19 protein-coding genes and 1 pseudogene are annotated in these 22,109 nt (G+C 41.0%); 13 read left to right on the top strand and 7 right to left on the bottom strand.

Features of this window, described 5'->3' with window-relative positions; translation table 11 throughout:
• Position 1: 1 nt before the first annotated feature.
• Together carB and CJF29_RS14040 are read left to right on the top strand one after the other, a co-directional pair.
• Positions 2–3,229 (top strand): carbamoyl-phosphate synthase (glutamine-hydrolyzing) large subunit, encoded by a 3,228-nt coding sequence (gene carB / locus CJF29_RS14045; protein WP_074558390.1) that lies wholly within the window; start codon positions 2–4, stop codon positions 3,227–3,229.
• 183 nt (positions 3,230–3,412) lie between these two features.
• Entirely contained in the window at positions 3,413–4,459 is a 1,047-nt protein-coding gene (locus tag CJF29_RS14040) for a mannose-1-phosphate guanylyltransferase (RefSeq protein ID WP_074558388.1), read from the top strand.
• Positions 4,460–4,462: 3 nt separating this feature from the next.
• Here CJF29_RS14040 and CJF29_RS14035 read toward each other — a convergent pair whose 3' ends face one another.
• Entirely contained in the window at positions 4,463–5,359 is an 897-nt protein-coding gene (locus tag CJF29_RS14035; protein WP_099146956.1) for a helix-turn-helix domain-containing protein, read from the bottom strand.
• A 161-nt stretch (positions 5,360–5,520) separates the two neighbouring features.
• Here CJF29_RS14035 and CJF29_RS14030 point away from each other — a divergent pair, with 161 nt between their 5' ends.
• The 5 genes from CJF29_RS14030 to CJF29_RS14010 all read left to right on the top strand — a co-directional run bounded on the left by CJF29_RS14030 (position 5,521) and on the right by CJF29_RS14010 (position 11,495).
• Positions 5,521–6,780, top strand: a complete 1,260-nt coding sequence (locus tag CJF29_RS14030) for a TolC family protein (RefSeq protein ID WP_099146961.1) — start codon at positions 5,521–5,523, stop codon at positions 6,778–6,780.
• Positions 6,781–6,796: 16 nt separating this feature from the next.
• A complete protein-coding gene (locus CJF29_RS14025; protein WP_099146960.1) occupies positions 6,797–7,702 on the top strand; it encodes an HlyD family secretion protein in 906 nt (301 codons plus the stop codon).
• A 24-nt stretch (positions 7,703–7,726) separates the two neighbouring features.
• Positions 7,727–9,196 (top strand): ATP-binding cassette domain-containing protein, encoded by a 1,470-nt coding sequence (locus CJF29_RS14020; protein WP_099146955.1) that lies wholly within the window; start codon positions 7,727–7,729, stop codon positions 9,194–9,196.
• 2 nt (positions 9,197–9,198) lie between these two features.
• Positions 9,199–10,302 carry an ABC transporter permease gene (locus tag CJF29_RS14015; protein ID WP_099146954.1) on the top strand — a complete coding sequence of 368 codons (1,104 nt, stop codon included), beginning with the start codon at positions 9,199–9,201 and terminating at the stop codon, positions 10,300–10,302.
• 77 nt (positions 10,303–10,379) lie between these two features.
• Positions 10,380–11,495, top strand: coding sequence for an ABC transporter permease (locus tag CJF29_RS14010; protein ID WP_074558381.1), 1,116 nt, complete (start codon positions 10,380–10,382; stop codon positions 11,493–11,495).
• Between the two features lie 97 nt (positions 11,496–11,592).
• On the opposite strand, the gene CJF29_RS14005 is transcribed toward CJF29_RS14010, so the two are convergent.
• The 4 genes and pseudogenes from CJF29_RS14005 to CJF29_RS13990 form a co-directional block, all read right to left on the bottom strand.
• Positions 11,593–12,021 (bottom strand): Hsp20/alpha crystallin family protein, encoded by a 429-nt coding sequence (locus CJF29_RS14005; protein WP_004300008.1) that lies wholly within the window; start codon positions 12,019–12,021, stop codon positions 11,593–11,595.
• Between the two features lie 271 nt (positions 12,022–12,292).
• The gene (locus tag CJF29_RS14000; RefSeq protein ID WP_004303639.1) at positions 12,293–12,769 is read right to left on the bottom strand and encodes a hypothetical protein; all 477 of its coding nucleotides are present in this window, start codon (positions 12,767–12,769) and stop codon (positions 12,293–12,295) included.
• Positions 12,770–12,856: 87 nt separating this feature from the next.
• Positions 12,857–13,039: pseudogene (locus CJF29_RS13995) on the bottom strand (KilA-N domain-containing protein); the annotation flags it as partial.
• A 108-nt stretch (positions 13,040–13,147) separates the two neighbouring features.
• Positions 13,148–13,783: a vancomycin high temperature exclusion protein gene (locus CJF29_RS13990; protein ID WP_099146953.1), complete on the bottom strand. Its 636-nt coding sequence runs from the start codon at positions 13,781–13,783 to the stop codon at positions 13,148–13,150.
• A gap of 311 nt (positions 13,784–14,094) precedes the next feature.
• Between CJF29_RS13990 and CJF29_RS13985 the strand changes: the two genes are divergently transcribed.
• Entirely contained in the window at positions 14,095–14,799 is a 705-nt protein-coding gene (locus CJF29_RS13985) for an SGNH/GDSL hydrolase family protein (protein ID WP_074558376.1), read from the top strand.
• A gap of 379 nt (positions 14,800–15,178) precedes the next feature.
• Here the strand turns inward: CJF29_RS13985 and uvrB are convergent, their stop codons facing one another.
• Positions 15,179–17,209: an excinuclease ABC subunit UvrB gene (gene uvrB, locus CJF29_RS13980; protein ID WP_099146951.1), complete on the bottom strand. Its 2,031-nt coding sequence runs from the start codon at positions 17,207–17,209 to the stop codon at positions 15,179–15,181.
• Positions 17,210–17,344: 135 nt separating this feature from the next.
• Between uvrB and CJF29_RS13975 the strand changes: the two genes are divergently transcribed.
• From CJF29_RS13975 to CJF29_RS13955, 5 genes are all read left to right on the top strand, one after another.
• On the top strand, positions 17,345–18,643 hold the full coding sequence (locus tag CJF29_RS13975; protein WP_074558373.1) for a phenylacetate--CoA ligase family protein: 1,299 nt from the start codon (positions 17,345–17,347) through the stop codon (positions 18,641–18,643).
• A gap of 130 nt (positions 18,644–18,773) precedes the next feature.
• Positions 18,774–19,199 carry an amino acid-binding protein gene (locus tag CJF29_RS13970; protein WP_032847305.1) on the top strand — a complete coding sequence of 142 codons (426 nt, stop codon included), beginning with the start codon at positions 18,774–18,776 and terminating at the stop codon, positions 19,197–19,199.
• A 330-nt stretch (positions 19,200–19,529) separates the two neighbouring features.
• Entirely contained in the window at positions 19,530–20,333 is an 804-nt protein-coding gene (locus tag CJF29_RS13965) for an outer membrane protein assembly factor BamD (protein WP_074558372.1), read from the top strand.
• 14 nt (positions 20,334–20,347) lie between these two features.
• On the top strand, positions 20,348–20,683 hold the full coding sequence (locus CJF29_RS13960) for a DNA-directed RNA polymerase subunit omega (RefSeq protein ID WP_004299989.1): 336 nt from the start codon (positions 20,348–20,350) through the stop codon (positions 20,681–20,683).
• Between the two features lie 108 nt (positions 20,684–20,791).
• Positions 20,792–21,235 carry a DUF4293 domain-containing protein gene (locus CJF29_RS13955; RefSeq protein WP_074558371.1) on the top strand — a complete coding sequence of 148 codons (444 nt, stop codon included), beginning with the start codon at positions 20,792–20,794 and terminating at the stop codon, positions 21,233–21,235.
• Positions 21,236–21,363: 128 nt separating this feature from the next.
• Here CJF29_RS13955 and CJF29_RS13950 read toward each other — a convergent pair whose 3' ends face one another.
• A complete protein-coding gene (locus tag CJF29_RS13950) occupies positions 21,364–22,104 on the bottom strand; it encodes a porin family protein (protein WP_074558369.1) in 741 nt (246 codons plus the stop codon).
• Between the last annotated feature and the right edge of the window lie 5 nt (positions 22,105–22,109).

The raw sequence follows: 22,109 nt of genomic DNA, 5'->3' as shown, positions 1-22,109 counted from the left end.
CATGAAAGAAAATATAAAGAAAGTATTGCTGTTGGGTTCCGGTGCCCTGAAAATCGGTGAGGCCGGTGAGTTCGACTATTCCGGTTCGCAGGCACTCAAAGCCTTGAAAGAAGAAGGTATTGAAACCATTCTTATTAATCCCAATATTGCTACGGTACAGACATCTGAAGGAGTGGCGGATCAGATTTACTTCCTTCCGGTGACTCCATATTTCGTAGAGAAAGTGATTCAAAAAGAAAAGCCGGAAGGTATCATGCTGGCATTCGGTGGACAGACGGCTTTAAATTGTGGAGTGGCTTTATATAAGGAAGGCATCCTTGAAAAATATAATGTAAAGGTGCTCGGCACTCCGGTACAAGCTATTATGGATACCGAAGATCGTGAACTTTTCGTTCAGAAATTAAATGAAATCAATGTAAAGACCATTAAGAGTGAGGCCGTAGAAAATGCGGAAGATGCTCGTCGTGCAGCGAAAGAGCTGGGTTATCCGGTAATTGTTCGTGCGGCTTATGCATTGGGTGGCTTGGGTTCCGGTTTTTGTGATAATGAAGAACAACTGGATCTTCTTGTAGAAAAAGCATTCTCTTTCTCTCCGCAGGTATTGGTGGAAAAATCACTGCGTGGTTGGAAAGAAGTGGAATATGAAGTGGTGCGTGACCGCTTTGACAACTGTATCACCGTTTGTAATATGGAGAACTTCGATCCGCTGGGTATTCATACTGGTGAATCTATTGTTATTGCTCCGTCTCAAACGCTTACGAATAAAGAATACCATAAACTTCGCGAGTTGGCCATACGTATCATCCGCCATGTTGGTATTGTGGGTGAATGTAATGTACAATATGCCTTCGATCCCGAATCCGAAGATTATCGGGTTATTGAAGTGAACGCCCGTCTTTCCCGTTCTTCCGCTTTGGCATCCAAAGCAACCGGTTATCCGCTGGCTTTCGTTGCTGCCAAATTGGGATTGGGTTATGGACTATTCGATCTGAAGAACTCTGTAACCAAGACTACTTCTGCTTTCTTCGAACCGGCATTGGATTATGTCGTATGTAAGATTCCTCGTTGGGATTTGGGTAAATTCCATGGGGTTGATAAAGAACTGGGTTCTTCCATGAAATCTGTTGGTGAAGTAATGGCTATCGGACGCACTTTTGAAGAAGCGATTCAGAAAGGGCTTCGTATGATCGGACAGGGAATGCATGGTTTTGTGGAGAACAAAGAATTGGTTATCTCCGACATTGACAAAGCCTTGCGTGAACCGACCGATAAACGTATTTTCGTGATCTCGAAAGCGTTTCGTGCCGGCTACACCATCGATCAGGTGCACGAATTGACTAAGATTGATAAATGGTTCTTGCAGAAGTTGATGAATATCATGAACACTTCCGAAGAGTTGCATAGTTGGGGAAATAACCACAAACAGATTGCCGATTTGCCGGACGAATTGCTTCGTAAAGCTAAAGTTCAGGGTTTTTCTGATTTCCAGATTGCCCGTGCCATCGGTTACGAAGGTGATATGGAAGATGGAATTCTTTATATTCGCAATTATCGTAAGAGTGTGGGGATCCTTCCGGTAGTGAAACAGATCGATACGTTGGCAGCCGAATATCCGGCACAAACCAATTATCTGTATCTTACTTATAGCGGTGTAGCAAATGATGTGCATTATTGGGGAGATCATAAGTCTATTGTCGTACTGGGTTCCGGTGCTTACCGTATCGGGTCTTCGGTAGAATTTGACTGGTGTGGCGTACAGGCTTTGAATACCATTCGCAAAGAGGGATGGCGCAGTGTCATGATTAACTATAATCCTGAAACCGTATCTACGGACTACGATATGTGCGACCGTTTGTACTTCGACGAATTGACCTTCGAGCGTGTGATGGATATTCTGGAACTTGAGAATCCGCATGGCGTGATTGTATCTACCGGTGGTCAGATTCCGAACAACCTTGCTTTACGTCTGGATGCACAGAATATCCATATTCTTGGTACAAGTGCCAAGAGTATTGACAATGCCGAGGACCGTGAGAAGTTCTCTGCCATGCTCGACCGTATCGGTGTGGATCAGCCTCGTTGGCGTGAGTTGACTTCTATGGATGACATTCAGGAGTTTGTTGAAGAAGTCGGTTTTCCCGTACTTGTTCGTCCGTCTTACGTGCTTTCGGGTGCTGCAATGAATGTTTGTTCTAATCAGGAAGAATTGGAACGTTTCTTGAAACTGGCAGCCAATGTATCGAAGAAACATCCGGTGGTAGTAAGCCAGTTTATCGAACACGCCAAGGAAGTGGAAATGGATGCGGTGGCGCAGAATGGAGAAATCGTGGCATACGCTATTAGTGAACATATCGAATTTGCGGGAGTACACTCCGGTGACGCAACGATTCAGTTTCCGCCACAGAAGTTATATGTAGAAACTGTTCGCCGTATTAAGCGTATCAGTCGTGAGATTGCCAAGGCTTTGAATATCTCCGGTCCGTTTAATATTCAATATCTGGCGAAAGACAATGATATCAAGGTGATTGAATGTAATCTCCGTGCCAGCCGTTCTTTCCCGTTTGTCAGCAAGGTGTTGAAGATCAACTTTATCGAACTGGCAACGAAAGTAATGCTCGGTCTGCCTGTGGAGAAACCGGAAAAGAATCTCTTCGAACTGGATTATGTAGGAATCAAGGCTTCCCAGTTCTCCTTTAACCGCTTGCAGAAAGCCGATCCGGTATTGGGGGTAGATATGGCTTCTACCGGTGAAGTGGGCTGTATCGGTATGGATACTTCCTGTGCCGTACTCAAAGCAATGCTTTCCGTGGGCTATCGTATTCCGAAAAAGAATATCCTGCTGTCTACGGGAACAATGAAACAGAAAGCTGATATGATGGATGCGGCCCGTATGTTGGTGAATAAGGGATACAAACTCTTTGCAACGGGTGGTACACACAAAACGCTTGCAGAGAATGGAATTGAGAGTACTCATGTCTATTGGCCGAGTGAGGAGGGGCATCCGCAGGCATTGGAAATGCTTCATCGCAAGGAAATCGATATGGTAGTCAATATCCCGAAGAATCTGACAGCTGGAGAATTAAGTAATGGGTATAAAATCCGTCGTGCTGCCATTGACTTGAATATACCGTTGATTACAAATGCCCGTCTGGCTAGTGCATTTATCAATGCCTTCTGTACGATGAGTGTGGATGATATAGCTATCAAGAGCTGGGCAGAGTATAAGTAAGGGAATCAGTTGTTATGTAATAACTGGAAGAAGCCGTTTCTATATTTTTAGGAGGCGGCTTTTTTAGTTGTATCATTTAAACGTAAATAGAATTTGGCTACTTTCTCTCATTTTCCTTGTAGAATTAGACATTTTGGAGTAAATTGCGCAATTATTTAAAAAAAAAACAGGAGAATAACAGGTATGGATAATCATGTTGTAATAATGGCTGGTGGCATAGGGAGCCGCTTCTGGCCGATGAGCATTCCGGAATGTCCTAAACAATTTATTGATGTAATGGGATGTGGCCGGTCGCTGATTCAGTTGACGGCAGATCGTTTCGACGGTGTTTGCCCTAAAGAAAATATGTGGGTCGTAACTTCTGAAAAATACATTGATATTGTTCGGGAGCAGTTGCCGGAAATTCCGGAAAGTAATATTTTGGCGGAGCCTTGTGCTCGCAATACTGCACCCTGCATTGCTTTTGCTTGCTGGAAGATCAAGAAAAAACATCCGAATGCTAACATTGTAGTAACTCCTTCGGATGCATTAGTCATTGATACGGGAGAATTCCGTAGAGTGATGGAGAAAGCCCTTCGTTTCACAGATGATGGCAGCGCCATTGTAACGATAGGTATCCGGCCAACTCGTCCGGAAACCGGATACGGATATATTGCTGCTGCTGATCAGCTCCAGACAGATAAAGAGATTTACACTGTAGATGCATTTAAGGAAAAACCGGATAAAGAGACTGCCGAAAAGTATCTGGCAGAAGGCAATTTCTTCTGGAATGCGGGAATCTTTGTGTGGAACGTGCGTACTATTACTTCCGTGCTGCGTGTATATGCTCCGGGCATCGCACAAATTTTCGATCGCATTTTCCCCGATTTCTATACAGAGAAAGAAAATGAAACGATCAAGAAGTTATTCCCTACTTGCGAAAGCATTTCTATCGACTATGCAGTGATGGAGAAAGCACAGGAGATTTATGTACTTCCCGCTTCTTTTGGCTGGTCAGATCTGGGTACATGGGGAGCACTTCGCGGTTTGCTTCCACAGGATAAGTCTGGAAATGCAACCGTAGGAACCGATATCCGTTTGTACGAAAGCAAAAATTGTATTGTGCATGCCAGCGAAGAAAAACGAGTAGTCATTCAAGGCTTGGATGGATATATCATTGCAGAGAAAGATAACACATTATTGATCTGCAAGCTGGAAGAAGAGCAAAGAATTAAGGAATTCTCGAAATAAAATTTATTTCGAGAATTGATATTCATGTGGTGTCATTCCTGTCATTCGCTTAAAGAACTTCGAGAAAAAAGAAGGATTAGGGAAGTTCAATTCATCAGAAATTTGATAAACAAGCAGATTGCTATGTTTTAGCAATACTTTAGCTTCTAATATAATGGACTGGTTTATCCAGTCCATTACTGTTTGTTGACTGGTTTGGCGGATGATCGTATTAAGATAACGAGGAGTGAGACATAGCTTATCCGCATAAAAACTAACATTACGTTCTTTCTTGCCATAAGCATTGACTAAAGAAATGAAACGCTGGAAAATCTCTTCCTGATGTGTCTGACAGCTCTGTTCTTTTTGATTGTTGTTTTTGACAAGATATTCTATATTGCACAAAAGACTGATTAGTAGATATTGAATAGCTTCCCGTCGGAACGTCGGTTCTTGTAATATATTCCATATTAAAGCAAAATAACTCTTAAACAAGTCGTATTCATGTGAGGTCAGAGATAATATGAGGTTTTTCTGTAACTGTGAGAGATGAGTGAAGAAATTGTCTTTTCCGGCTATAGAAAGAAATTCCGCGTCCATGGCTACCATCTGCATATCAAAATCCGGAGAGACTTCTATAATCTGAAGAATGGAATTCGGAACAATTAATAGTAGCTTGTCCGGCTGAAAAGTTTCTTCTATCAGGTTGATTAATACGCGTGCATATCCCTGTTTGATAACTGCGATACGTCCCTCTTTGATACGATAAGGTTGATCTATTGTGATAAGATTGGATTCTATTTTGGCGAAGCTGTTTACGAATCCGAAATGCGGAGATATGAAACGAGATTCGTTAAATCGGACGATATCCGGATTTTCTAAGATTTCGAGACCTATATTTAATGGTATTTTCTTTTCCATCTTTATCTGTTTTTTCCGCCAAAGATAATAAAAATCAGCAAATAGCCTTTTATTCTTTCTCTTTATCGAACTATTGGAACATTTTTACTAACTATCGGAATGTGAACGTATCTTTGAAACCTCTATCTTTGTCTTTTGAAGAAATTAAAGAAATGATGTGTATGAAAAGAATGGTTTTCAGTTTCTCCTTTTTATTGTTTGTATCGGGAATAAATGCGCAGATAACGTTGGAAGAATGTCAACGGAAGACGCAAGAAAATTATCCGTTGGTACATCAGTATGGCTTGGTGGAGAAAACAAAGGAATATAATCTTGAGAATGCGGCAAAAGGATATTTGCCACAGTTTGCCCTTTCGGCTAAAGCTTCTTATCAGAGTGAGGTAACGGAAATTCCGGTGAAGCTTCCCGGAGTGGATTTGAAAGGAGTGCCGAAAGATCAGTATCAGGTGATGTTGGAGCTACAACAGAAAATCTGGGATGGTGGAGGAATCCGGATGCAGAAGAAACAAACGACTGTGGAAGCGGAGATAGAGAAAGAAAAACTGAATGTGGATATGTATGCGCTAAATAGTCGTGTAAATGACCTTTATTTTGGGATTCTTTTGTTGGACGAGCAACTGAAACAGAATGCATTGTTGCAAGATGAACTGGAGAGAAATTATCGCCAGATTACTGCTTACGTAGAAAATGGCATTGCCAATCAGGCCGATTTGGATGCTGTGAAAGTGGAGCAGTTGAACACAAAGCAGAAAAGAGTTGAACTGGTTTCATCGCGTATGGCGTATTTGAAGATGCTTTCACTTCTGGTAGGAGAGAAGTTGCCACAGGAAACGGTTTTGGAGAAACCTGTTCCTCAAGATAAGATTTCGGCTGTCAGTGAGATTCGTCGCCCGGAATTGTCTTTGTTTAATGCGCAAGGAGTCGGATTGCAAGTACAGGAGAAAGCTTTGAATGTGCGTCATCTTCCACAGTTCGGATTGTTTGTGCAGGGAGCTTATGGAAACCCCGGATTGAATATGCTGAAAAATAAATTTTCTCCTTACTATATTGCGGGTGTTCGCCTTTCATGGAATTTCGGTAGTTTATACACCTTGAAGAATGACCGGAAGGTAATTGAAAATAAACGCCGGCAATTGGATAATAACCGGGATGTATTTCTTTTTAATACAAGATTGGAGATGACACAACAGGATCAGGCTATCCAATCATTGGAAAAGCAAATGCAGGATGATGATGAGATTATCCGTTTGCGTACCAATATTCGTAAATCGGCAGAAGCCAAAGTGGCGAATGGAACATTGACGGTGACCGAGATGCTTCGGGAATTGACCAATGAGAGTTTGGCACGTCAGTCGAAAGCGTTGCATGAAATTCAACGGTTAATGGGAATTTATCAATTGAAATATACTACGAATGATTAATATAACTTCTTTAGATATGGAACGAATGACAAAAATAGGAATGGTTGGAGTGGCATTGATAATGTTGGCTGCTTGTGGTAAGGGAATACCCAGCTATGATGCAACCGGTACGTTTGAAGCCACGGAAGTGATAGTCTCTGCCGAAGCTGCCGGAAAGTTGTTGCGACTGGAGGTAGAAGAGGGGACAAGGCTGAAAGCAGGTGAGGAGATTGGACTGGTGGATACGGTGCAATTGTATTTGAAGAAATTACAACTGGAGGCCAGTATGAAATCTGTGGAAAGCCAACGTCCGGATCTTGCTAAACAGATAGCTGCTACCAAACAGCAAATAGTAACAGCTGAACGTGAAAAGAAACGCGTGGAAAACCTGCTTGCTGCTGGAGCGGCGAATCAGAAACAGTTGGACGACTGGGATGCACAAGTCAAATTGCTTGAAAGGCAGCTTGTCGCACAGGAATCATCATTGCAGAATAGTACAAATAGCCTGATAGAACAAGGAAATTCGGTTGCCATACAGGTTGCACAGATGGAGGATCAGTTAGCTAAATGTCATGTCCAGTCGCCTATCGAAGGTACAGTATTGGCAAAATATGCAGAAGCCGGTGAATTGGCGGCAATAGGCAAACCTTTGTTTAAAGTGGCTGAAGTGGATCGCATGTATTTGAGGGCTTACATTACCTCCGAACAGTTGTCGCAAGTGAAATTGGGAGATAAGGTAACTGTGTATGCTGATTATGGAAACTCGGAGCAGAAAGCTTATCCGGGGGTAGTGACATGGATTTCCGACCGTTCGGAGTTCACTCCCAAAACGATTTTGACGAAAAATGAACGTGCTAATCTGGTATATGCAGTGAAAATTGCCGTGAAGAATGACGGAGCATTGAAGATTGGTATGTACGGAGGAGTGACATTGAAAAATTAATGATTAAAAATTAAACGCAAGGAGATGGAAAAGGGAGAACCCATAGTGGTTGTGAAAGAAGTCGGCAAGAACTATGGAAAGGTGGAGGCGCTGAAAGAAGTTTCTTTCGTTGTGGAACGGGGAGAAATCTTTGGCCTGATAGGGCCTGACGGTGCCGGTAAGAGTACCTTATTCCGTATTCTGACTACTTTGTTGCTGGCGGATAAAGGAACGGCCATGGTTACCGGACTGGATGTGGTAGCGGATTATAAACAGATTCGTACGAAAGTGGGATATATGCCCGGTCGTTTTTCACTTTACCAGGATCTTTCTGTAGAAGAGAATCTGGAGTTTTTTGCTACCGTGTTCCATACGACAGTTCAGGAGAATTATGATTTAATTAAAGATATCTATCAGCAGATAGAACCGTTCAGGAAAAGAAGGGCAGGAGCTTTGTCAGGTGGTATGAAGCAGAAACTGGCATTGAGCTGCGCTTTGATTCATAAACCGGATATTTTATTTCTGGATGAACCCACTACCGGAGTGGATCCTGTGTCACGTAAGGAATTTTGGCAAATGCTCCGAAATTTGCGTGAACAGGGTATTACCATTGTCGTTTCTACTCCCATTATGGATGAGGCTCGGCAATGTGACCGGATTGCTTTCATCAATCATGGACAGATTCATGGCATTGATACTCCCGAACGTATTCTTCATCAATTTGCGTCTATCCTTTGCCCTCCTTCCTTGGAGCGGGAGGAAGTGAAGCATGAAGTAGCTCCGGTCATTGAAGTGAAGCAGTTGACAAAGTGTTTTGGAGATTTTACCGCAGTAGATCATATCTCCTTTCAGGTGAACCGGGGCGAGATATTTGGCTTTCTGGGTGCTAATGGAGCAGGAAAGACGACAGCTATGCGTATGCTTTGCGGATTAAGTAAACCGACATCAGGCATCGGAAAGGTGGCAGGATATGACATTTACCGGGAGGCCGAACAAGTAAAGAAAAATATCGGTTATATGAGCCAAAAGTTTTCGCTATATGAAGACCTGAAAGTGTGGGAGAATATCCGTCTGTTTGCCGGAATTTATGGCATGAAGGAACAGGAGATAGAACGGAAGACAGAAGAATTGTTGGATCGTTTGGAGCTTACAGCCGAACGGGATACTCTGGTGAAGAGCCTTCCGGTGGGATGGAAACAGAAATTGGCTTTTTCAGTATCAATATTCCATGAACCGAGAATCGTTTTTCTGGATGAGCCGACCGGCGGAGTAGACCCTGCTACGAGAAGGCAGTTCTGGGAATTGATCTATCAGGCAGCCGATCAGGGTATTACCGTATTTGTCACTACCCATTATATGGATGAAGCGGAATATTGCAACCGGATATCTATCATGGTAGACGGTCAGATAAAAGCACTTGATACACCTGCCCGTCTGAAACAACAATTCGGTGCGGAAACGATGGATGACGTTTTTCAGAAATTAGCCCGCGGTGCGGTGCGCAAAGCAGATTGATTATGAGACAGTTTATAGCTTTTATAAAGAAAGAGTTTTATCATATTTTCCGTGACCGGCGAACCATGCTGATTTTGTTGGGGATGCCTGTCGTGCAAATTATTCTATTCGGTTTTGCTATCACTACGGAAGTGAAGAATGTTCGGTTGGCGGTGCTCGATCCTTCTAATGATGTGGTAACGCGAAAAATAATTGATCGTTTGGATGCCAGTGAGTATTTCACCGTTACTGCACGTTTTCATTCGCCCCAGGAAATGGAAGCTGCTTTCCTAAAGAATGAAGTTGATATGGCGATTGTCTTTAGCGAACGGTTTGCGGATGATCTCTATACGGGTGATGCTCGTGTACAGCTGATAGTAGATGCAACAGATCCCAATATGTCGACTTCGCAAGTTAATTATGCGACAGGAATCGTTTCTATGGTAGGCCAGGAGATGATTCCCCCGAATATGTCGGCTGCCCGCCTGACTCCTGATATCAAATTGCTCTACAACCCGCAGATGAAGAGTGCTTATAACTTTGTTCCGGGAGTGATGGGCCTGATCCTGATGCTGATTTGCGCCATGATGACCTCGATTTCCATTGTTCGTGAGAAAGAAACAGGTACGATGGAAGTATTATTGGTTTCACCTGTGAAGCCGCTATTTATTATTTTGGCAAAGGCTGTACCTTATTTTGTGCTGTCGTTTGTCAATCTGATAACGATCCTTTTGCTTTCGGTCTTTGTGTTGGATGTTCCGGTGGTAGGAAGTTTGTTCTGGTTAATCACCGTATCTTTGCTGTTTATCTTCGTATCCTTGGCATTGGGCTTATTGATTTCATCGGTCACACGTACACAGGTTGCGGCCATGCTGGTTTCCGGATTGATGCTGATGATGCCCACAATGCTTTTATCGGGCATGATTTTCCCTATAGAGAGTATGCCGGTGATACTTCAATGGATCTCGGATATACTTCCGGCACGTTGGTATATACAGGCTGTGCGTAAACTGATGATTGAAGGAGTACCAGTTGCATTGGTGTATAAAGAGATTGGTATCTCGTTATTGATGGCGACGGTACTTATTACGATCAGTATCAAGAAATTTAAGTATAGATTGGAATAATATGTCGATATGCCAATTGGCTGCATGAATACTATACAGTGTGCTAATGGGCAGATTGATAAATGGAAGAATTATTTATGATAAAGTTCCTGATAGAAAAAGAGTTTAAACAATTGCTTCGCAATTCGTTTCTTCCGAAATTGATTCTTGTATTTCCATGCATGATTATGCTGCTGATGCCTTGGGCGGTAAATCTGGAAATCAAGAATATACAGCTGAATATTGTGGATAATGACCATTCGGCTGTTTCACAACGTTTAGTCAATAAGATTGCCGCCTCTACCTATTTCCGTCTGGTGGAAGTGCCGGCTTCGTATGAAGAAGGCCTACGGAATATTGAAATTGGAACGGCGGATATTGTGATGGAAATTCCGAGGCATCTGGAACGGGATTGGATGAATGGAGAAGATGCCCACATACTGATAGCAGCCAATGCCGTGAATGGAACAAAAGGAGGGCTGGGGAGTTCGTATCTATCTTCTATTGTTAATGATTATGCAGCCGAACTGCGTTCTGAATATCCTGCAACTGCTACAGTCTCCGGTGCTTTCCCTTCGATAGGCATTGATACGCAAGGGGTGTTTAATCCGAATCTGAATTATAAACTCTATATGATTCCGGCATTGATGGTCATGTTATTGACTTTGATTTGTGGCTTCTTGCCTGCATTGAATATAGTTAGTGAGAAGGAAGTAGGAACAATCGAGCAGATTAATGTGACTCCGGTTTCGAAATTTGTCTTTATTTTGGCAAAGCTCTTGCCTTACTGGTTGATTGGTTTTGTCGTGCTGACTGTATGTTTCATATTAGCTTGGTTAATTTATGGCATAGTGCCAGTCGGTCATTTTCTATTGATTTACTTTTTCGCAGTTCTTTTCGTTTTGGTAATGTCCGGTTTCGGACTTGTTATTTCCAACTACTCGGCAACGATGCAACAATCTATGTTTGTTATGTGGTTCTGTTTGTTGGTTGTAATTTTGATAAGTGGTTTGTTTACTCCTATTAGCAGTATGCCGGAATGGGCTCAAATAATTACCAGGCTCAATCCTTTGAGGTATTTTATGGAAGTGATGCGAATGGTGTATTTGAAGGGGAGTGGTTTCTTTGATTTACTGCCGCAGTTTGGAGTATTGTTGTTTTTTGCAGTAGTGTTTAATAGTTGGGCAGTGATTAGTTATCGGAAGAATAACTAAGGATAATAATATAAAAACAGCTCGTTTCCTTTTCAGGGAAAGAGCTGTTTTATTACTTCTTATCACCGTTTCCGGTGAACAGCAAGTGGTTACCGTATTACTTTATTTCGATTTGCCGATTGGGCTTCTTCACTTCTTCTTCAGAGAGTTTCGGAAGTTCGATGTTTAAAACACCATGTTCTACGGATGCAGCAATTTTTTCTTTGTCCACATTGTCCGGTAGAATCATTGTTTGCTGGAACTTAGAGTATGAGAATTCGCGACGCAGATAGCGACCGTCTTTCTTTTCCTCCTTGTTTTCAGTCTTCTTCTCCATGCTGATAACGAGGTTGTTGTCTTCATCAATGCGAACATTGAAATCATCCTTCGTCATACCAGGAGCAGCCAATTCCACTTTGTACTCTTTTTCTGTTTCCAAAACATTAATTGCAGGTGCAGTAGCATTTGCTTTTACCATCCAATCGTTATCAAAGAAATCATTAAAGATACTTGGTAACCAACTTTGAGTTCTTCTAACAGGCATCATAATTTTAGTCTCCTATCTTTAAGTTAAACATTCAATTAATAAATTTAGAACTTCGGCATTTTCACTTCCGATGGTATCGGTTATCCCGCCTTCCATCGTCCGCTCTCGAACCGTTGTTCGCTTCTATAAATGCAAACCTTATGCCAAGAGATTTTAGAGACTAAAATTGTCTATTTGTCATTTTTATAATGTCATTTTTGCAATATAAATGACAAAATGTATCCTGTTTTTATTTATTTTATATAAGATAGATATTAATTTGATAACCTGTTTACTTCTTCTCGATCAGTTTGAACCTTATTCTTAGTGTTTGCCTTTCTTCGTCATAATCATAACTAATGATTTTGAAGGTACCCACTTCAGAAGTATGGGATACATGCAATCCGATGCAGGCGCAGGCATCATAATCTCCAATGCGGACAATGCGAAGAGTTTCGCTTGCATCGGCAGGTAGCTTACTTAAATCTACAATATCTTTGGCCTGTTCATGAGTCATAAACTCAACAGTCACAGGTAGGTTCTGACTGATTACCTCGTTCACTCTATCTTCAATAGACTGGATTTGTTCCGCTGTCGGACATGACGAAAGTATATAGTCACATTTGCTTTTTTTTCTTTCGATGTGGGCATTGCGAGAACGTGGGCAGCCAAAGGTTTTCACCATGGTGGCATTGAGTAAATGCTCTGCTGTATGCATAGGAGGGTATTCCTGCTTGTTGTGATCGTTGAGTTGAATTTGTTGTTCCATAAATTATTTCAATAACTTTTTATTTTTAATATCTTCTAATATGTTCATTTGTTGAATTGCTATTTGATTTAATTTGATGAGTCTATCTTGAGGGGAAAGAGTAAACGCATTTAGTCCTGCTTCTTTTTTAAACCCCTCGAATTCGAGGGGTTTAAAATGGGGGTTGTACAATATCTCCCATAATCCTAAGTATTCAATGGTCATTCTATTACGTAGCCAGTTGGCAATAACAGCATTGGCATCTGTTTTCTGAACTGTAATCTTTGCCATATTCTGATTTTTCAGTAAAGGTAGAGTTATATTTGGGAATAAAGAAACGTATATCACTTTTTATTCAGGATATGTTAAACTCACTTCCATGCATCGGAGATATCTCGCTTATTCAATTATTATTTTCTCTCCCAAGAAATGAGGTTGTTTATCTATACCTAAATCTATGAACATTTTGACTCTTGCGAGTAATTCCCGGATGTTAGTTTTCAGTCCGGCATAAGCATTTACATTTTGGGCGTTGTACCCGATGGCGTCTATTCCATTTTTCTCTGCAAGATAGATCGCTCGTTCGTTATGGAAACGTTGGGAGATGATGGTCAGACGATTTTGTCCAAACACTTCTTTGGCACGTACAACAGAGTCGAGAGTCCGGAATCCGGCATAATCTAAATAAATGGATTTTTCAGGAATACCTTTTTGCATGAGTGCTTTCTTCATTTCTTCCGGTTCATTGTAATCCTCTTTACGGTTATCGCCGCTGATGAGGATATATTTAATTTTTCCGGCTTTATATAACTCTACTGTTGCAAGAATCCGATAATCGAAATATAAATTGTTATTTCCATTTTTCAACTTGGGAGAAGTTCCGAGAAGTAATCCTACATTGTTGGAGGGGATAGTATTTACTTCCGTATATAGTTTGGAGACTGTGTGTTTCTTGATTGTCCTGTTACATACAATTATGCTGATTACACACAGGATAGCTATTATTAGAGTGGTATAAAGTAGTTTGCGTTTCATGTTTCGGATAATAATTGTGACTTTACAAAAATACCATTCTTTTTTAGGAAATCAAGCATATAGACATAAAAAAAGGAGCAACGCCTTGCTCCAACCTTTGTTAACCTTAAATCTAATACTATGAAAAACACAGTGCAAAGATACGGACTGCTATGGAATTAGCAAATAATCCAAGAAAAAACGCATGTTATATAACATAGATTAAGAAAAAACTCCTTCGACTTAACGGTTATTTGTTGTTTTGGATGCCTATATATGGAGTTTTTTTTATCTTTGCATAAAATATTATATTACTAATACTTAATATAAACATGGATAAAAGAAGATGGGGCCAATGGATATTATTGGCTGTTGTTTGCTTGAGTTTCTCGATAGGAGAAAGCTATGCACAGAAAAATGATTTTGCTAATCTACGTCGTTATTCAAAAGAAAATGCTGCACTTCCACAAGCGACAAAGAAAGACAAACGGGTTATTTTTATGGGAAATTCCATTACGGAAGGATGGGTAAGGACTCATCCGGATTTTTTCAAATCAAATGGTTACATTGGCCGTGGAATCAGTGGGCAGACTTCCTATCAATTCTTGTTACGTTTTCGGGAAGATGTGATTAATCTTTCTCCTGCTTTAGTGGTGATTAATGCCGGAACAAATGATGTCGCTGAAAATACACAAGCTTATAATGAAGATTATACATTCGGAAACATCGTTTCTATGGCGGAACTGGCGAAAGCGAATAAAATAAAAGTAATTTTGACTTCCGTATTGCCTGCTGCAGCATTTAAGTGGAGAATGGAAATAAAAGATGCTCCGCAGAAAATTAAATCTTTAAATGACCGGATAGAGGCTTATGCAAAAGCAAATAAAATTCCGTTTGTTAATTATTACAAAGCAATGGTGGTTGACGAAAACCAGGCCTTGAATCCTCAATATACTAAAGATGGAGTTCATCCGACGAGCGAGGGATATGATATTATGGAACCGTTGATTAAAAATGCCATAGAGAAGGCGCTTTGATTTATCATCACTTGAAGTAGGAAATCCAACTATAAAAAATGGGGAGGATTGCAGGAATAGATTCAGTCGTAATGAACGATCAGTCTATATCTGCAATCCTCCTTATTTATTCTTTAGAGAGTTTCCGTTATATCTTTCCAGCTGAGGCGTATAGACATAAAAAAAAGGAGCAACGCCTTGCTCCAACCTTTGTTAACCTTAAATCTAATACTATGAAAAACACAGTGCAAAGATACGGGATTCCGGTAACTTTGCAAATTATCAGCCCTTAACAGGTGTTTTTATAACACTAATTAATAGACTAAATACGAAGTTACAGGTTTGTTAAGAGTTTCAACCCTTAACAATCAGGCTATGATAGGTGAACAATGGGGAAATTTTATCCCCATTTCTCTTTCATCAAGTCCTCCAGTTTCAATAATTCGTCACGATATTGTGCGGCTTCGATAAATTCGAGTTTCTTGGCTGCTTCCTGCATCAGTTTGCGGGTACGCTCGATACTCTTTTCCATTTGCGCTTTACTCATATACTGCACTACCGGATCTGCGGCGATATTCGGAGTAGAAGGTTCTATATAAGCATGTCTTTCTTTCAACAGTTCATCTGCCTCTTTTGCATTGCCGAATACAGACAAGTTTCTGGCCTTTTTAATCTGTTGCGGGGTAATTCCGTTTGCCTCATTATATGCCAACTGCTTTTCGCGGCGACGGTTCGTTTCATCAATCGTCAGTTTCATGCTATCCGTCATCTTATCAGCATACATGATTACCTTACCGTTCACATTACGCGCGGCACGTCCCGCAGTTTGTGTCAACGAACGGTGGGAGCGGAGGAATCCTTCTTTGTCTGCATCGAGGATAGCGACGAGAGACACTTCCGGAAGGTCGAGACCCTCACGAAGCAGGTTCACCCCGATAAGTACGTCATAAACTCCTTGCCGGAGATCATCCATAATCTTCACACGTTCCAGTGTGTCGACATCACTATGGATATAGGTACATCTCACATTATTATTGAGAAGATATTCTGCCAGTTCTTCTGCCATTCGTTTGGTTAGTGTAGTGACGAGTACGCGTTCTTCCTTTTCAATACGGAGCTGGATTTCTTCCATTAAATCGTCAATCTGATTGAGACTCGGACGCACTTCGATGATAGGATCAAGCAGACCGGTAGGACGAATCACCTGTTCCACGACGATACCTTCCGATTGAATCAATTCATAATCCGCCGGTGTAGCACTGACGTAGATTACTTGTTTTGCCATCTCCTGAAACTCTTCGAATTTCAACGGGCGGTTGTCCATAGCGGCAGGCAATCGGAAACCATATTCCACAAGATTGATTTTTCGCGCACGGTCTCCCCCATACATTGCACGGATTTGGGGTACGCTCACGTGGCTTTCGTCGATAACGATCAGGAAATCATCCGGAAAGAAATCGAGCAAACAATAGGGGCGGGTACCGGCAGCACGGCCGTCGAAATAACGGGAGTAATTCTCAATTCCGGAACAATGTCCCAATTCCCGGATCATCTCCATATCGTAAGTTACTCGCTCATACAATCGCTTGGCCTCGTATTCTTTGCCGATAGATTCGAAGAAAGCTACTTGCTTGGTCAAATCATCCTCTATTTCATGAATAGCGCGGAGAGTAGCCTCTTTGGTAGTCATGAACAGGTTGGCCGGATAAATCTTATAGGCGTCAAATGGCGCGATAGTGACTCCTGTGATGGGGTCTACCTCTTCGATACCGTCAATCTCATCTCCCCAGAAGGTGATACGGAGCAGGTTGTCGGTATAAGCCAGATAAATATCCACCGTGTCGCCCTTGACCCGGAAATTTCCACGGTTCAAGTCAATATCATTGCGGACATACAAGCTGTCTACCAAACGACGTAGAAACACATTGCGGTCCATCATCCGTCCCCGTTCTATTTCGATGACATTTTTGTAGAAGTCCGAAGGATTTCCCATACCGTAGATACAAGATACCGAAGAAACCACTACCACGTCTTTTCGCCCGGAGAGTAGGGCGGAAGTGGTAGCGAGTCGGAGCTTGTCGATTTCGTCATTGATGGCGAGGTCCTTTTCTATATATGTATCACTGCTCGGCAGATAAGCTTCCGGCTGGTAATAATCATAGTAAGAAACGTAATATTCTACCGCATTATTGGGGAAAAATCCTTTAAACTCACTATATAGCTGGGCAGCCAGTGTTTTGTTATGGCTCAAAATCAAGGTGGGTTTATTGATATTGGCGATTACATTGGCAATGGTAAATGTTTTTCCCGACCCGGTCACTCCCAATAAAGTCTGTGCGGGAACTCCCTGAAGTACCCCTTCAGTAAGTTGTGTTATAGCTTCCGGCTGATCTCCGGTAGGTTTGTAAGCTGATGTTAGTTCATAATTCATAGTTAAATCCTAAAAAGTGGAGCAATATTCGGTAAAATAATCGAGATAACAAATCATTTTTCCAAATAAATCCTTTACTTTGCAACATATTAATATCAAAAAACAGATTCATACAACTAGTAATACCGGAAACACATGATTTGGAATGAGAGCATTGAGTGTATGGACCGCGAAAGTCTTCGCAAGATTCAAAGCATACGACTCAAGAAAATTGTAGATTACGTCTATCACAATACACCTTTCTATCGAAAGAAGATGCAGGAAATGGGGATTACTCCCGATGACATCAATACGATTGATGATATTGTAAAACTGCCGTTTACCACGAAACATGATTTAAGAGATAATTATCCGTTCGGACTTTGTGCCGTGCCGATGAGCCAGATTGTACGTATTCATGCTTCTTCCGGAACAACCGGAAAACCCACGGTTGTCGGATATACCCGTAAGGACTTGGCTTCATGGGCGGAATGTATATCGCGTGCTTTTACCGCTTATGGAGCGGGACGTTCTGATATTTTTCAGGTATCTTATGGATACGGACTGTTTACGGGAGGATTGGGAGCACATGCAGGAGCCGAAAATATCGGTGCTTCTGTTATTCCGATGTCCAGTGGCAACACGGAAAAACAGATAACCTTGATGCACGATTTCGGATCGACAGTGCTTTGTTGTACTCCTTCCTATGCGCTTTATCTGGCAGATGCTATCAAAGATTCCGGTTTACCACGTGAAGAATTCAAACTGAAAGTCGGTGCTTTCGGTGCAGAACCCTGGACGGAAAATATGCGTCATGAGATAGAAGAAAAGTTGGGAATCAAAGCATACGATATTTATGGATTGAGTGAGATTGCCGGACCGGGTGTCGGGTACGAGTGCGAATGTCAGCACGGGACTCACTTGAATGAAGACCATTACTTCCCGGAAATCATCGACCCGAATACATTGCAACCGGTGGAATCCGGTCAAACGGGCGAACTGGTATTCACTCATTTAACCAAAGAGGGTATGCCGTTGCTGCGTTACCGTACGCGTGATTTGACGGCTTTGCATCATGATAAATGCTCCTGTGGCCGTACATTGGTACGTATGGATCGTATTTTGGGACGTAGTGATGATATGTTGATTATCCGCGGTGTGAATGTATTCCCGACGCAGATTGAATCAGTCATTCTTGAAATGGAAGAGTTTGAACCGCATTATTTGTTGATAGTGGGTCGTGAAAACAATACCGATACAATGGAACTCCAGGTTGAAGTACGTCCGGAATTCTATTCGGATGAGATCAACAAAATGCTGGCTTTGAAGAAGAAACTGGGAGGACGTTTGCAAAGCGTACTCGGACTGGGAGTCAACGTGAAACTGGTAGAGCCTCGCAGCATTGAACGCAGCGTAGGTAAAGCGAAACGTGTAATTGATAACAGAAAAATGTAAATAAGTATTAGGTATTAAGTATTAAGTATTGACCATGCGGGTGATCTTGGAACTACGGTAATACTTGTTACCTAATACCTAATGCTTGTTACCTAATACTTAATACTTATTATTTAATACTTTAATAAATATGGTAGCAAAACAACTTTCTATTTTTTTGGAAAATAAGTCAGGCCGTTTGACGGAAGTGACTGAAGTGCTGGCGAAAGAAAATATCAATCTTTCTGCCTTGTGCATTGCCGAAAATGCTGATTTTGGTATTTTGCGTGGAATTGTATCCGATCCGGATAGAGCATACAAAGCTTTAAAAGATAATCATTTTGCAGTGAATGTGACTGATGTAGTAGGTATAAGCTGTCCCAATGTGCCGGGTGCTTTGGCAAAAGTGCTGGGATATTTATCAGAAGAGGGTGTATTTATTGAATATATGTATTCGTTTGCCAATAACCATATTGCAAATGTAGTGATTCGCCCCAGCAATCTGGATAAGTGTATCGAGGTATTGAAAGAAAAGAAAGTCGATTTACTGGCTGCAAGTGACTTGTATAAACTGTAAATATAACAGTGAGCAATAAATAATGAACGGTAAACAGTTGTGTTATCCAATTCAGGGACAACGCAATTGCTTACCGTTTTTACTATAAATATAGTGACGCTATCCGGTGAAGATAGCGACGGTATATGCCAACGATACCGTCACTATCCCGAACACATACCGTCACTATTGTGATTCGTTTATAATCTGCTGTTTATAGTTTGTCGTTTGTAATTCGACGTCATTTTCTCTCCTTTTGTCGATGTTTAACGCCTTTTATGTATTAAAAAACACAGATTAATTGCTAAATTCCCAGCGAATAAGTAACTTTGCGCATTATTTTTAAATAGGATGAAGAAAAATATCATTATAACTTTGCTTGCGGCGGCTACTCTTACATCATGTGGGGAGTATAATAAATTGCTGAAAAGCACCGATTACGAATACAAGTACGAAGCCGCCAAAAACTATTTTGCGAAGGGACAGTATAATCGTTCAGCTACGTTGCTGAATGAGTTGATAACCATTCTGAAAGGAACCGATAAAGCGGAAGAATCTTTGTATATGTTGGGAATGAGCTACTATAATCAGAAAGATTATCAGACAGCAGCCCAGACATTTATCACCTATTTCAATACATATCCTCGTGGTACTTTTACCGAATTGGCACGTTTCCATGCAGGTAAGGCTTTATTCCTGGATACTCCGGAACCACGTTTGGATCAGTCAAGCACTTATCAGGCTATCCAGCAATTGCAGATGTTCATGGAGTATTTCCCGAACAGCACAAAGAAGCAGGAAGCACAGGATATGATTTTTGCTTTACAGGATAAACTGGTTTTGAAAGAGCTTTATTCAGCAAGGCTATATTATAATCTGGGTAATTATTTAGGTAATAACTATGAGTCTTGTGTAATCACAGCTCAAAATGCATTGAAGGATTATCCTTATACTGATTATCGTGAAGAACTTTCCATTTTGGTTCTGCGTGCAAGACACGAAATGGCTATCTTTAGCGTTGAGGACAAGAAGATGGATCGTTACCGCGAAACGATTGATGAATATTACGCTTTTAAGAATGAATTTCCTGAAAGTAAATATTTGAAAGAAGCCGAGAAGATATTCAATGAATCACAAAAAGTAATTAAAGACTAAATTTAAATAGATTTATGGACTACAAAAAAACGAATGCTCCTGCTACAACAGTAACCCGTGACATGATGGAACTCTGTGCTGATACAGGTAATGTTTATGAAACAGTTGCCATTATTGGTAAGCGTGCTAATCAGATCAGTGTAGAAATCAAAAACGATCTTTCTAAGAAACTGGCAGAGTTTGCTTCTTACAATGACAATTTGGAAGAAGTGTTTGAAAATAGAGAGCAAATCGAAATTTCTCGTTATTATGAGAAATTGCCGAAACCGGACTTGATTGCTACGCAAGAATACATCGAAGGGAAAATATATTATAGAAATCCGGCTAAGGAGAAAGAAAAACTTCAGTAATTTATTTTCTGACGAAGAATTTGATAGTCAAGTAGTAAGTGGGATGATGATCCCTGCTCCTTATTGCTTGGCTATTATTGTTTAACTCAACTACTATTTAGAATACTTATGATTCAACGAATTCAAACTGTTTATTTATTGATTGTTGTAGGATTGCTGATTACAGCCATGTGTTTGCCGATGGGCTACTTCATTGATGCGATGGGAGAACATCCTTTTAAGGCATTAGGATTGGAAGTAAACGGTGTTATCCAGTCTACATGGGGTTTATTCGGAATTCTGATGGTTAGCACCATTGTGGCTGTGGCTACTATCTTTTTGTATAAGAACCGTATGTTGCAGATTCGTATGACAATTTTCAATAGCTTATTATTGGTAGGTTATTACATTGCTTCCCTTGCTTTTTATTTTGCATTGAAGAATGATGAAAATATGTTCCGTATAGGCTGGGCATTGTGTTTGCCGCTTGTTTCTATCATCCTGAACATACTGGCTATCCGTGCTATTGGACGGGATGAGGTGATGGTAAAAGCTGCGGATAGATTGCGATAAAAAGGGCTAAAGCTCCCAGAAATAGAAATCCCCACTAATTCGTTTAGAGTTAGTGGGGATTTTTTTAGTTCGTTGTGAATAGGATTTTTAAATAAGAGGTTTTAATCTCTTCCTCCTTGAAAGAGGGATTATTTCTTCAAATCAAATAAATATGTGAGCTTTATGGTAATTGTACTGTGTGCTGCACGGGCAAAAAAATCTTTCTTTGTAGTGCTGTAAAAATCGGACAAGGCAAAGTAATAGCGACCTTCAACAATGAAGCTACCTGCTTTCTTTGTTCTAAGTTCTACGCCCCCGCCACCGGCAATACCATAGTCAAATTTATTTTGAATCTTAACTCCGTACACGGCTTTCTGGGGACTATTAGTTCTCACATCATTCATATCTATACCTTTCATTGTTTCTGATTCGCTAATTAGGAATCCGATTTGGGGACCTAGATTTATAAATGCTTGCAATCCTCTATCTTTCCCAAAGGCCAAATGGGCAAGAAAAGGAATATCAAGATAGGTCATTTTGCGAGTATAAGTTTTACTAGGGTCCTTTTCTGTTACCTCATATCCATCTGCATTAGTTGTTGTTATTTCAAATAACTCATCCCAACCTCGTTGCGATATATTGAGCTCGATTTGTGCACCACAAATCATAGCAAAATACTTCTCGGATATATAACGTGCTGTCAAACCTCCGGTAATTCCCATCAGGCTATTTTGCTTGATACTAGAAGTAAAAGAAACACTGTTTAAATTGACACCTCCATTGATACCTACCGATAAATTGCTTCGTGCTTCTCCGATTTGAGCGACAGCAGGAAGGGTAAATCCTGTAAGTAGGAGTGTTGCGATCAAAAATGGTTTTATCTTTATCATTTTCG

The sequence above is a fragment of the Bacteroides celer genome (assembly GCF_002632415.2).
Classification (GTDB): Bacteria; Bacteroidota; Bacteroidia; order Bacteroidales; family Bacteroidaceae; genus Bacteroides.
The sequence above is the reverse complement of the archived record's forward strand: the minus strand, read 5'-3'. Positions and strand labels throughout refer to the sequence as shown.